The organism is Endozoicomonas arenosclerae (genome assembly GCF_001562015.1).
GTDB classification, from domain to species: Bacteria; Pseudomonadota; Gammaproteobacteria; order Pseudomonadales; family Endozoicomonadaceae; genus Endozoicomonas_A; species Endozoicomonas_A arenosclerae.
Genome location: NZ_LASA01000140.1, coordinates 1 through 12,456, shown reverse-complemented (window position 1 = coordinate 12,456; position 12,456 = coordinate 1). Strand labels below are relative to the sequence as shown.

The 12,456-nt window shown below is 49.4% G+C and carries 11 protein-coding genes; 1 reads left to right on the top strand and 10 read right to left on the bottom strand.

Annotation, left to right across the window (positions count from 1 at the left end):
- Window positions 1-12: 12 nt before the first annotated feature.
- From lepB to WG89_RS21295, 8 genes are all read right to left on the bottom strand, one after another.
- A complete protein-coding gene (gene lepB / locus WG89_RS21330) occupies window positions 13-831 on the bottom strand; it encodes a signal peptidase I (RefSeq protein WP_062269609.1) in 819 nt (272 codons plus the stop codon).
- Between the two features lie 126 nt (window positions 832-957).
- A complete protein-coding gene (gene lepA / locus WG89_RS21325) occupies window positions 958-2,757 on the bottom strand; it encodes a translation elongation factor 4 (RefSeq protein ID WP_062269607.1) in 1,800 nt (599 codons plus the stop codon).
- Window positions 2,758-3,024: 267 nt separating this feature from the next.
- A complete protein-coding gene (locus WG89_RS21320) occupies window positions 3,025-4,446 on the bottom strand; it encodes a DegQ family serine endoprotease (RefSeq protein WP_062269605.1) in 1,422 nt (473 codons plus the stop codon).
- An 81-nt stretch (window positions 4,447-4,527) separates the two neighbouring features.
- Entirely contained in the window at window positions 4,528-5,007 is a 480-nt protein-coding gene (locus tag WG89_RS21315; protein ID WP_062269603.1) for a SoxR reducing system RseC family protein, read from the bottom strand.
- Window positions 5,004-6,050, bottom strand: a complete 1,047-nt coding sequence (locus WG89_RS21310) for a MucB/RseB C-terminal domain-containing protein (protein WP_153301737.1) — start codon at window positions 6,048-6,050, stop codon at window positions 5,004-5,006. Before WG89_RS21310 ends, WG89_RS21315 begins: the two co-directional genes overlap by 4 nt.
- A gap of 4 nt (window positions 6,051-6,054) precedes the next feature.
- Window positions 6,055-6,735 (bottom strand): sigma-E factor negative regulatory protein, encoded by a 681-nt coding sequence (locus tag WG89_RS21305; RefSeq protein ID WP_062269599.1) that lies wholly within the window; start codon window positions 6,733-6,735, stop codon window positions 6,055-6,057.
- An 85-nt stretch (window positions 6,736-6,820) separates the two neighbouring features.
- The gene (gene rpoE / locus WG89_RS21300) at window positions 6,821-7,405 is read right to left on the bottom strand and encodes an RNA polymerase sigma factor RpoE (RefSeq protein WP_062269597.1); all 585 of its coding nucleotides are present in this window, start codon (window positions 7,403-7,405) and stop codon (window positions 6,821-6,823) included.
- Window positions 7,406-7,788: 383 nt separating this feature from the next.
- Complete coding sequence (locus WG89_RS21295; protein ID WP_153301736.1) at window positions 7,789-8,049, bottom strand: hypothetical protein; 261 nt, start codon at window positions 8,047-8,049, stop codon at window positions 7,789-7,791.
- A gap of 84 nt (window positions 8,050-8,133) precedes the next feature.
- Here WG89_RS21295 and nadB point away from each other — a divergent pair, with 84 nt between their 5' ends.
- A complete protein-coding gene (gene nadB, locus WG89_RS21290) occupies window positions 8,134-9,762 on the top strand; it encodes an L-aspartate oxidase (protein ID WP_062269594.1) in 1,629 nt (542 codons plus the stop codon).
- Between the two features lie 15 nt (window positions 9,763-9,777).
- Here the strand turns inward: nadB and WG89_RS21285 are convergent, their stop codons facing one another.
- Window positions 9,778-11,073: an MFS transporter gene (locus WG89_RS21285; RefSeq protein ID WP_062269592.1), complete on the bottom strand. Its 1,296-nt coding sequence runs from the start codon at window positions 11,071-11,073 to the stop codon at window positions 9,778-9,780.
- 198 nt (window positions 11,074-11,271) lie between these two features.
- Window positions 11,272-12,105 (bottom strand): LuxR C-terminal-related transcriptional regulator, encoded by an 834-nt coding sequence (locus WG89_RS21280; RefSeq protein WP_062269590.1) that lies wholly within the window; start codon window positions 12,103-12,105, stop codon window positions 11,272-11,274.
- Window positions 12,106-12,456: the final 351 nt, after the last annotated feature.

Genomic DNA, 12,456 nt, shown 5'->3' with positions numbered 1-12,456 from the left:
ACTGAAGAGTAATTACTCTATTGTGCCATTATTCTTGAAGCTAGGCAGCTGAGTCCAGCTTGGCCAATGCATCCAGATATAAACGGCCTTACCGACAATATTTTTCTCAGGTACAGTGCCCCAGTAACGACTGTCATTACTGCGGTCACGGTTATCACCCATCATGAAATATTGGCCTTCAGGAATCACCCAGACGCCTTCGGCACGCAGGCTTCTCAATGCCAGATCCTTGCGAATCTCATGGCTTTTGCCATCAATAGTCTCTTCAAACAGCTGGTAAGGTCCACCTTCATCCCTCAGTTCCGCGATGTACTTCTCAGGAACCGGCTTGCCGTTGATGGTCAGCTTCTTGTTCTGGTAGCGAACTTCATCACCTGGAATACCAATGACACGCTTGATGAAATTGATATTAGGATTGGCAGGCTCCTTGAAGACCATAACATCGCCACGCTCAGGTTCATTCACCGACAGGATTTTGGTGCCAACAACTGGCAGGCGAAGTCCATAATCGAACTTGTTGACCAAAATAAAGTCACCTACCTGAAGCGTAGGAATCATGGAGCCTGAGGGAATCTGAAACGGTTCAAAGAGGAAAGATCTCAGTATCAGCACCAGTGCCAAAACCGGGAAAATCGATTTTGAAGTCTCAACAATACTGGGCTCTTTCTCCAGTTTGGCCAGAGCATCCTGATCAGGATCAGCTCCGGTACTGGACTTGAATCCTTCGACGGCAGCCTTTCTCTTGGGTAACAGAACCAGCCTGTCGAACAGTGCAATCAAACCCGTTATAAAAACCGCCAGAACCAGCAGCAGGGGAAAATTAATATCCATGGTAATTTGTTCTCAGATACCCGATCTATTTTCTACCGATAATCTGTCAAAACAGATAACACCACTGTTTTAACGGGAGAAGTTGGCACTTTCAGAAAAGCCTGCCAAACGGCAGGCTCATCACTTTTATTTATCGACCTTCAATACCGCAAGGAAAGCTTCCTGCGGAATTTCAACCCGACCTACCTGCTTCATCCGCTTCTTACCTGCTTTCTGTTTCTCAAGCAGTTTACGCTTACGAGAAGCGTCACCACCGTAACATTTAGCCGTCACGTTCTTGCGCAGGGCTTTAACGGTGGTTCGAGCACAAATCTGGCCACCCACAGCAGCCTGGATAGCCACATCAAACATCTGCCGAGGGATGATTTCTTTCATCTTCTCTGCCAGAGAGCGACCACGGGAAACCGCATGATCCCTGTGAGCAATCAAGGCCAGGGCATCCACCTTTTCGCCATTGATCAGAATGTCCAGCTTCACCATGTTGGCCATTTCGAAACGATCAAAACTGTAATCCAGAGAAGCAAAGCCACGGCTTACAGACTTTAGACGGTCAAAGAAATCCAGAACCACCTCGTTCATGGGCATATCATAGGTGATCGCCACCTGACTGCCAGTGAACTGCATGTCTTTCTGAACACCACGGCGCTCAACACACAAGGTGATCACATTACCCAGATAATCCTGTGGCACCAGAATATTGGCCTGAACAATCGGCTCCCTGACTTCCTGGATGCCGGCCGGATCTGGAAGTTTGGAGGGGTTATCCACCTCAACCAGATCACCGTTCTTCATCTCAACTTCATAGATTACCGTTGGCGCCGTAGTAATCAGGTCGAGGTTGTATTCACGTTCCAGACGTTCCTGAATGATTTCCATGTGCAGCATACCCAGGAAGCCACAACGAAAACCAAAACCCAAGGCATCACTGCTCTCAGGTTCATAGAACAGGGAGGCATCGTTCAGGCTCAGTTTTTCCAGCGCTTCACGGAATGACTCAAAGTCATCGGAACTGACCGGGAACAAACCGGCATAAACCTGAGGTTTGACCTTCTGGAAGCCCGGCAGTTCCGGAACATCCGGGGTTTTTGCCAGAGTCAGGGTATCACCTACAGGAGCACCATGAATGTCCTTGATACCGGCTATAACGTAGCCCACTTCACCCGCTTTCAGCTCACCGGTAACTTCCATTTTGGGAGAAAAGATGCCGATATTATCGACGCCATGAGTCTGACCGGTAGACTTGACAAGAATCTTATCACCTTTTTTCAAGGTACCATTCTTGACCCGCACCAGAGAGACAATGCCCAGATAATTATCAAACCATGAGTCAATAATCAGAGCTTGCAGTTCACCGTCCACATCACCTTCCGGAGCGGGGATAGTCTGAACGAGACGCTCAAGAACATCTTCGATACCCAGACCACTTTTGGCCGAACAACGCACTGCATCCAGGGCATCAATGCCGATAATCTCTTCAATTTCCTGAGCTACTCGCTCTGGCTCAGCCTGGGGCAGATCCATTTTATTGAGTACGGGCATCACTTCCAGCCCCTGCTCAATAGCGGTATAGCAGTTCGCTACGGATTGAGCTTCAACACCCTGGGCAGCATCGACCACCAGCAGCGCACCTTCACAGGCAGAAAGAGAACGAGACACTTCATAGGAAAAGTCTACGTGCCCGGGCGTGTCGATAAAATTCAACTGATAGGTTTTACCATCCTGCGCGGTATAGTCCAGAGTTACACTCTGAGCCTTAATGGTAATACCACGCTCACGCTCAAGCTCCATGGAGTCAAGCACCTGAGCCTGCATTTCGCGATCGCTCAAGCCTCCACAGTTCTGGATAAAGCGATCTGCCAGTGTCGACTTACCGTGGTCGATATGGGCAATTATGGAAAAATTCCGGATATGGCTTAAGTCGCTCACGTTGTCATCACTACAAAAAATTTGTCCCCGCTCAGAGTTCAATCTCTTTCACGAGGACAGTTGTTCAGCTTGCAGGGTCTTCGCCAGCCTTATTACAGGCGCGAAGCTGCTGTATATCAGGACGATTCTACAGCATCTGAAGAATCAGATCACCCCTGAAGTCTTGAAAGACCGACTACTGCTCTCCATCAGAGTGGCAATAGACAGGAAATAATCTTCAAAGCTGATAATGACCTGAAGCAGAACACTGCATCAGGTCATAGCCTGTTACTCAGACAACCGGAAAGAGATATAACCTGACTGACCACCGCGCAGGACCCTCATGGAAATCGAACGATCCTTGGGAAGATCGGCCACCACTTTATTGAACGCCTTAACGGATTCGATCCGGTTATTATTCAGATCCGTCACCACATCACCCTGACGGAGACCAATGGAACGACCTACACCCGAAATAACACCTGTGACGACTACCCCTTTCACGTCCTGATCCAGTCTCAGTTTATTACGATAATCATCATTCAGCTCTTCCACCTGAATACCCATGCGATTCTTTTTCATGTCAGGTGTTGTTGGACGATCAGCGCTCTGGCCCTGCTCATCAGGCAACTCGCCCACTTCAACCTGGACAGATTTTTTCTTGCCATTACGAATTAACTCAAGCGTTGCCTTGTCACCGGGTTTGATCACACCGATGGCCATAGGCAGACTGCCTGACCTCATAATGTCACGACCATTGACGCGCGTAATAATGTCTCCGGGATGCAGCTTGGCCTTGTCGGCAGGGCCTCCTGGCACCACCTGACTGATCAGAGCCCCCATTGGCTTTTCCAACCCGAAAGATTCCGCCAGATCGCGGTCCACTTCCTGAATCGCTACACCCAGCCAGCCTCGAGAGACATAACCTTTCTCTTTCAGCTGATCCACAGCCCACTCAACATGGTCGGATGGAATAGCAAAAGAGAGCCCCATGAAACCACCTGAGCGGGTAAAAATCTGGGAATTAATACCAATCACTTCACCCTTCATATTGAAGAGTGGGCCACCCGAGTTACCGGGATTGATAGGCACATCGGTTTGAATAAAGGGCACATAAGCATCACTGGGCAGACTTCTGTTCAAAGCACTGACGATACCCTTGGTGATGGAGTACTCGAAGTTGAAAGGTGAACCAATAGCGGCAACCCACTCCCCTGGTTTTATGTTCTCAGAGTCGCCCATTTTAACAACGGGGAGCTTCCGGTCACTTTCAATTTTCAACAGAGCCAGATCAGAACGTTTGTCGGCACCAATCAGTTCGGCAACCCTTTCGCTGCGATCATGCAGGCGAACAATAATTTTTTCGGCACCGTCCACCACATGGTTATTAGTCAGAATATAACCGTCGTTTGAAATAATAAAACCCGAACCCGAGGACATCGGCTGCTGCTTGCCAGAGGGCGCATCAGGCATTGGAATACCGAAGTAACGGCGGAATATCTCCGGTATTTCCTCACCACCCGGCCCATAAACCTGAGACCGCCCCTGTTTTGGCGTTGAAAGCGTGCTGATATTAACGACAGCGGGCGAAGCCTCTTCAAACAGTCGGGTAAAATCCGGAAGATTGCCGGCCTGTACCATCTGTACAGAGAGCAGTGAGAGACTCAGAAAATAAATAAAGTTCCTGAAGAGAAGGTTGACCCTGTTCATGAACCTGACTTCTCCTTACATCCTGTGGTTAAAGACCCAGAATGGGTATTGTGAGTGGAAGTTATTTTAACGGATTAAAGACTAAGCGGACCAGGACTGACTGATTGTTATAAGTTCAGGTCCGACTACCTTACGAGGCAGTACCTTAATCACTTTAACGCGACACATGTCGCTGGTTGAGTGGCCCAGCATTCGCACCGGTATAAACCCGGCAGCAAGGCCTGCCATAGCAGACAAGGCGGTAAGCAGATCATTCCAGCCAACGGCATTAGCCAGCCAGAGCGACCCCATCATGAATATCAGCGGCATGAGATAAACCAGCAAAGAAGCTTTCATCAGGGCGCTTTCCGGAATACCAATAATGACCCGATCATCTTCATCAATCGACCATTCACTGGTTGCCCGAATATAGGCTTGCTGTTTGCTGGCTCGATACTTCTCAAGCAGATTCTGCCCGCAGCCATTACGTGCACTGCAACTGGAACAGGTACTCTTGCGAATGGTTTCCACCCACACGGCTCCCTGCTCAACGGCTACAACCCTGCCCTCTTCCTCAATCATTTATCTGCCTGCTGACTCTGTTCCCTGGGACGGACGGATACTGCAATTCTCTCGGCGGTGCCCAGAGGTATCTCTCCAAGAACAGTGACATGAAAATATTTTTCACCATTACGAAACACTTTGGAGACTGCAGCCATGGAACCAATCTGTTCGGTTGCCTGACTCAAAACCCGGGTTTCGTCCGGTTCAACAAACACTGAAAAGCTGGCCAGTCCATCAGAAAAATTCAGCGTATCGACTTTCTGATTACTCACAGCAGAGTTGCGACTACTGTGTCCGCGGGCTTTAAAGCCCTCCGGTACCCAGCTGGCCTCCCAGTTCCACTCCACTTTCTCGGGAACGGAATCACTTTTCAGTTTTACCACATTCTTGTCTGGCGACTGTGGCAGCTTTCGCTTCAGACGTTCCAGTTCTTCACTGGATAACACCCCGGGAAACTCCAGGCTGGTGAACTGCATTCTCTCAATGATCCTGCCTTCATTATCCACCATGACGGATTTCAGCAGAAGACCGGTTCGACGATCAAGCCAGAGTTGGTAGCCATAACGAAAACGATCCGTTGGCACCACCAGAACCTGAACTGCCTCTCGGCCTGCTACACGATCCAGAGCAGCCGGTTTCAGTTTGTAATGTTGATCAAAGTTACCGGCAGTAAAACGGCCTACCATCGGGACCAGAGACTCATGCTCAAATCTCGCTGGTTCTCTTCCGGCACTGGCAAAGGTTATATTACTTCCCTGACGCACCATTTCTCTGGGCAGCCCATCAAGAAAAGCAATGCTTTCCAGCTCCTCTGACTTACCATTCACTGTCTGAAGCGTATGCGTAACAGCCAGGGTTTCTAGGTTAGCACCCTGTTGGTAAACAAAGTGTCCGCGATAGGTAAGGTTTTGCGTGGCCTGAACCATGGTTTCCAACCATTTTTCAGGCGTATCGGCGGGTTCAGATGCAGCGTCGGCAGCATAAGTCTGCCCACTCAAAGCCGCCAGCAAAACCAGCAGCATCGGGATAAAGCGCCCCCTGTTCAATCGAATTCCTTTCATAAACTCATTGTGATTCAAATGTGGTCAATCGCGCAAAAGGGAGAATCCCCTGTCCTGAATTCATGGCACTCATTTCAGCATGCTGCAGCGCGTAAGCCCTGAAGCGTTCCTTGGTGGCACGGTCAGCAACACTCTGAGCCTGAGCCAGCTGTTCTGGTGTAATGCTGTCATGCTGTCGGGAGTTATATCCAGCTTTGATGCCTGCAGCACCATAGCCATTCTGGGCAATTTGAACGGGCTGCAACAAGGTAGTCTGATCAGTAACACCGGTTACCAGTGGCACTGAATCAGGGGAAGTATTGTAGTTTTGCACCCCAAGCAATACCGCTAATGCAACAGATGCCGCTACAGCAACGCGACCTGCTTTCGACCACCACTGTTCGACAGTGGCCAGAGCACCGCGACTTGTGCCTGGCGTCTTTTCAGATACAGAATGTGCAGCTTCGTTTTCGAGCCTGTCACGGATACCTGCTGACAGATCAATATTCATAAATTCATTGGTTTCGTGCCGGAGAGCGTCGCCCATCATCTGATACCGGCGGGCTTTATCCCGAAGGTCTTCGTCACTGCCAATGTTATCGAGCACGCGCCGGAGTTCGAACTCACCGGCCTCACCGTCCATTGTTGCGGACAGTGACTCACTCAACCTTTCCTGGGCATGATTGTGAGAGTGTTTCTCACTCATAGGCATACCTCTGGTCTCTTTGTCAGGCCAGCACCGGATGCAAATGATGCTGACACTTTGATCAGTGTTTCACATTAACTGCCTGTCAGCCACGACGCAACAGTGGCTCCACTTCCTTGTCGATTGCCTCCCGGGCCCGAAAGATTCTTGATCTTACCGTTCCCACCGGGCAGTCCATGACATTGGCAATTTCGTCATAGCTGAGACCATCAAACTCTCTCAGCATCACAGCAGTTCGCAACTCATCCGGCAAACGCCGGATTACATCGTGGATCACCTGCTCAATTTCATCCCGGTACAGATTCCTTTCAGGGGTATCCACCACCCTGAGAGAAGCTGCGGTATCCAGAAAGTCGGCATCATGAACATCAATGTCAGACTCCGGAACCTTACGCCCCTTGGAAACCAGATGATTCTTGGCAGTGTTCACGGCAATCCGGTACAACCAGGTGTAAAAGGAACTGTCGCCGCGAAACTTGTCTATCGCCCGGTAAGCTTTGATAAAAGCTTCCTGGGCTACATCCTGCACTTCCTGGTAGTCCGTTATATAACTGCCTACCAGACCCAGCACCCGGTGCTGATATTTGAGCACGAGCATATCGAAGGCCGCTTTATCACCCTTCTGCACGCGCTGTACCAGCTGCTGATCCGCCTGTGGATGCTCTACCATAGAGGGGGTCTCCCGCTATCGCAGAAAAAACACGGGCGAACGGGGAAGGAAAGGACAGATGCTATAATCGGCTCTGCGTACAATTTATTGTACTCAGGCTGACCATACTCTCCCCCCTTCCACAAACACATGCCTGTGCTGCGAATTCTATCTGCTTCTATATAGACCATGTTTCGGCCAGAAAGTTCCCGAACTCATTCAAAAAAATTTCACAGTATCGGCTGAAAACTGATTCGGATCATTACAGCGTACTATAGTGCTCACCATAATTTCTATATACTTGATACCGATTTCTCAGTGTTTTATAACGCCGTACGTTGAGCCTGCCTGGAAAAAACGTGAGACATTCTCCGTACAAGCCATCGGCAACCCGTGACGCAGCTTTAGATTGAAGTGAGTTTAACCGTCATGGTTCCGAGTTCCAGTTTCAACTGCAAAACGACCAGAACGCCACCGAAAGACAGGCCAGCGATTAACATCTGAAGAGAACAGCCAAAATCTACTGAAACATTATTCAGCCCCGCAAGCTGAACAATATTTACAGCAGAAAACCGAAAGCCTACGACAATGTCAGGTTTTTGGTGCAGGAAACTGTACAGGCTCCTGAACACATTATTGAGCATAGAATGCCAGATCGTGTTCATGATTATTCTGAATCACAGCCTGAAAGTGGCAGCTTTCCTGATACAGGTCTTGTCGCCTGTGATTTTTAGGACCAGGGAACATACATGCATTCAACACTTGACTATGACGTAGTAATAATTGGCAGTGGCGCAGCCGGACTGACCCTGGCTCTGCACCTGGACAGCCACCTGAGAGTGGCCATTCTCAGCAAGGGAGAGCTGACCGCTGGCTCATCAGCCGGTGCCCAGGGGGGCGTCGCCGCAGTATTGGATACCCAGGACGACAGCCTCGAAAAGCATATAGAAGACACTCTTATTGCCGGCGCCGGACTCTGCAAAGAATCTACTGTCAAACATATGGTTGAGCAAGGTAATGCCAGCATCCAGTGGTTGATCGATCAGGGCGTTCCCTTTACCCGTGAACAAGAAGAAGAAAAGAACTTCGATTTTCATCTGACCCGGGAAGGCGGTCACAGCGCCAGAAGAATTATTCATGCAGCCGATGCTACGGGCCGTGCTATCTCCGAGACCCTGATCGATAAAGCCCGCAAACAGCCCAACATTGATCTTTACGAGCATCACCTGGCCATCGATGTGATAACCACCAGCAAACTGGGCCTGAATGACCAAAGATGCGTGGGTGTTTATGTACTGGATGTAAAGTCGGATCAAGTCAAACTCTTTAAAGGTCGAGCACACGCTATTGCCAGTGGTGGCGCCAGCAAAGCCTACCTCTTCACCAGCAATACTGACGGAGCCAGCGGAGATGGTATCGCCATGGCATGGCGAGCGGGTTGCCGTGTTGCCAACCTGGAGTTCAATCAGTTTCATCCCACCTGCCTGTTCCACCCTAAAGCGAAGTCCTTCCTTGTTTCCGAAGCGGTTCGGGGCGAAGGCGGTCTTCTGGTTCGTCCGGATGGCACTCGCTTTATGGATGATTACGATCACAGGGGTGAATTGGCTCCCAGAGACATTGTCGCCAGAGCCATTGACCATGAGATGAAGAAACTGGGGGCTGACTGCCTGTTCCTGGATATCAGCCATAAACCGAAAGACTTCATTATCTCTCACTTCCCCAATATTTATGAGCGCTGCCTGGAATACGGCATCGATATGACCCGTGAACCCCTGCCGGTTGTCCCAGCGGCCCATTACACCTGTGGTGGTGTTCTGGTCGACCTGAAAGGAAAAACAGATGTTCCTGGCCTATACGCCATCGGTGAATGTGCATTCACAGGACTTCATGGTGCTAACCGTCTGGCCAGCAACTCCTTGCTGGAATGTTTTGTCAGTGCCAGAAGCTGCGCTGCAGACATCAACAAGACCATTGCCAACCTGTCCCCTTGCCCGGAAATGCCTGAGTGGGATGACAGTCAGGTCACCGATTCTGACGAGAATGTCGTTATCTCTCATAACTGGGACGAGCTGAGACGTTTCATGTGGGATTATGTAGGCATCGTTCGGACCACCAAGCGACTGCTCAGGGCAAGGAACCGTTCACGACTGTTGCAACATGAAATCCATGACTTTTATAGCCACTTCAAGATCAGTAATGATCTGATTGAGCTGAGAAACCTTTCTCAAGTCGCGGAGTTGATTATCGACTGTGCTCTGTCTCGACAGGAATCCAGAGGCTTACACTTTAACCTGGACTTCCCTTTCACTCAGGAAGACAGCAAGGAAACCATCCTTATCCCTGAAAACTTTGAACCCGAGAACGCCCTTTCTCTCTAATCTAAAAGAACCTCTTTACCCTATGGATTGAGGCTCGACTTCATCGGATACCGCAGCATTTCTTCTTTGTTCGGGAGCCAGCAGCAAGGCTCCCAGACAACCCGCCAAACCACTCACCATCAGGTAGAAAGCAGGAGCCGCCTGATGCTCAGACACTTGAATCAGCCCCATAGCGATAACAGGCCCAAAGCCTGCAAAGATCATGGCCCCTATGTTGTATACCGAAGCCATGCCGGTATAACGAATACCAATGGGAAAAGAAGAAACCACCAACAGCAAGGAAATACCTTCGATACTCCCCCAAAGTACAGCACCGACAAGTGCTGTGATCAGCAAGTTAGCCTCTCCCGAGGCATACCAGAAGAAAAGTGGCCAGGCCGCTACAGCAATCATCAGCGACGACCCCAGCATCAGATAACGCCGGTCCATTTTATCGGCCAACCAACCAATCAGCAGGCAAACCGGCACCCCTGCAAACATACTTAACCCATTTGCAAAGGCAACATCTCTGGCTGGATAATCAAGCAAGCGTGTGAGGTAACCTGGAATAAACAACACCAGAACGGTCACTGATACCAGGACAGGCATTACTAATAGCAGCCCCGTCAAAATCTGAGATTTATAAGACCTGAGCAAAGTTAAAAGAGGGAGCTTTTCGACGCCCCCCTGTGCCACAAGATCACTGAACACTCTGGGCTCAGCAAATCGTCTCCTGATGACATAGCTGATAGCACCCAGCGACCCGCCCAGCAGGAAAGGTACTCTCCACCCCCAATCCACAACCTGCTCCATAGTAAGGACATGAATCAAAACACCATGAACGATGACTCCGAGGAGAATTCCGGCTAATGATCCTGCCCCCAGCATGCTGACCGCAAAACCCTGAGAGCGAACAGGAACTGTTTCATAGAGATAGGTGAAAGCTCCGGAAAACTCCCCCGCAAATGAGAAGCCCTGTAAGAATCGAAACACGGCCAATAATACCGGCGCCACAATGCCCAGATGAGCATACCCAGGCAAAAGTCCTATAAAGAGAGTGGAAACGGCCATGAGCAGAATGGTGACCGTAAAGCTGGCTTTGCGACTATGACGATCCCCCCAATGACTGAAAGCGATGGCCCCTAGCGGTCTGGAAAGATAACCCACGGCAAACGTAATGAAAGTATTGATCAATGAGCTGGCCGAATCCGCAGCGGGAAAAAAAACCAGGGAAATATAGGTAGCCAGATGGGCATAAACAGTAAAATCGTAGGCTTCGAGAAGTCCACCCAGGGAGGTAATTGCAATCACTTTTCTCTGGGGTAACGCCATAACGATTTCCTGCTGTAATGGGTTAAAGCGAACTTAAAATACCATTCATATTTGAATGACTGACGGCACCATCTCGACTTTGCATTCAAACTACGCAACCAATAAAAAAGATGCTGCCTGCTCAATTTACCCGCAGTGCAACACCTTTCTTTTGACAACTCAGGCTGGAAGTTTATCCCTCTTTTCCCCGACCGCCGATCAGTTCGCCATAATCATGGAGAGCTGGTTGAGACGCAGGGTTGAAGGCAAGAAGTCGTGGCAGCCCACTGAAATTGCAGCCTCAATAAGCTGGGCAATCGAGTGCACTTCAAACTTTTTCTTAAGGTGCTCAATATGAGAGCGAATGGTATTTTCAGACAGGGAGAGAATACCCGCAATCTGCTTGATCTGCTGATTACAGATCAGAAAGAACAACACCTCTGACTCTCTGGGGCTGAGACTGGGCATAATCCCTACACGAAAGGAGGACTGGCCATTTGCCCTGCCATCCAGCTTCATGAGACAACGAATATTCATAGCAGCCTTCATCCAGGACTGGGTCACCGAATAGCCATGACTCAGCACACCATCCACCTGATGAAGGTGATTGTAGTGAGGCTTTTTCTTGGAAATATAAGCGAACCAGCCATTACCACCGGGATGAACATTCAAAACGGTGATCTCTTTTTTCTCCCGGATGCAAATATTGTTCTGCTCAACAATCTGATCTGAGCAACGACTGAAAATAGGGGCAGGAATATCGGTAAATCGTTTACCGCAAACCTTGTAACGGCGGGGAATACCAAACAACCATGAAGAATGCTCATTCAAATAAAACGCTCTGGCATGGCAATCATGGACCCCCCAAGCCTGCACGCGGTCTTGTTCCATAAATTGCATGAAGTCATTGGAGATCTCTGGAGAAGAAGGCACGCTATCGATACGGGTCATTTTGTTATCACAATCAGTATGACTCAATTCAAAAGGCTTGCTATTGCCAACCCTGACATAACGTTCGAATAACAACCCGGATAGCTCCCCGGAAAGACACATATGGCCTTATCCAGAGTAACATCAGTCCCAATCCATCAGTTGAAATTCAGGCAAACCCAACCTACGAAAGAACAAGAATAGACCAATATTGACCATGTCTGTGCGAACAGTCTCTTCCAATATAAAATGAGCCTGAACAAAAGCCCGGTTTCCAATACGAACTGAGCCTGTAAAGGTCCAGGATGTCGTTCATGATGAGAGGATGAAGATTATCATGAACACCAAACTCATCAAGACCCTGGATCAGGTCAGCGACTTCCTTGAACATGTCCCAGACATAGAACCTGGCTGGGAGTCTAAAGATGAGTGTTACCGATGGATAGAGTTAACTCTCAGTCATTTCCGTTACCG

What these genes read in the sequence shown, in the direction of transcription:
- WG89_RS21320 (WP_062269605.1), bottom strand. Translation starts at nt 4,446, where the DNA reads ATGAACAGGGTCAACCTTCTCTTCAGGAACTTTATTTATTTTCTGAGT.
- lepB (WP_062269609.1), bottom strand. Translation starts at nt 831, where the DNA reads ATGGATATTAATTTTCCCCTGCTGCTGGTTCTGGCGGTTTTTATAACG.
- WG89_RS21305 (WP_062269599.1), bottom strand. Translation starts at nt 6,735, where the DNA reads ATGAGTGAGAAACACTCTCACAATCATGCCCAGGAAAGGTTGAGTGAG.
- rpoE (WP_062269597.1), bottom strand. Translation starts at nt 7,405, where the DNA reads ATGGTAGAGCATCCACAGGCGGATCAGCAGCTGGTACAGCGCGTGCAG.
- WG89_RS21315 (WP_062269603.1), bottom strand. Translation starts at nt 5,007, where the DNA reads ATGATTGAGGAAGAGGGCAGGGTTGTAGCCGTTGAGCAGGGAGCCGTG.
- WG89_RS21310 (WP_153301737.1), bottom strand. Translation starts at nt 6,050, where the DNA reads ATGAAAGGAATTCGATTGAACAGGGGGCGCTTTATCCCGATGCTGCTG.
- WG89_RS21280 (WP_062269590.1), bottom strand. Translation starts at nt 12,105, where the DNA reads ATGTGTCTTTCCGGGGAGCTATCCGGGTTGTTATTCGAACGTTATGTC.
- WG89_RS21295 (WP_153301736.1), bottom strand. Translation starts at nt 8,049, where the DNA reads ATGAACACGATCTGGCATTCTATGCTCAATAATGTGTTCAGGAGCCTG.
- nadB (WP_062269594.1), top strand. Translation starts at nt 8,134, where the DNA reads ATGCATTCAACACTTGACTATGACGTAGTAATAATTGGCAGTGGCGCA.
- WG89_RS21285 (WP_062269592.1), bottom strand. Translation starts at nt 11,073, where the DNA reads ATGGCGTTACCCCAGAGAAAAGTGATTGCAATTACCTCCCTGGGTGGA.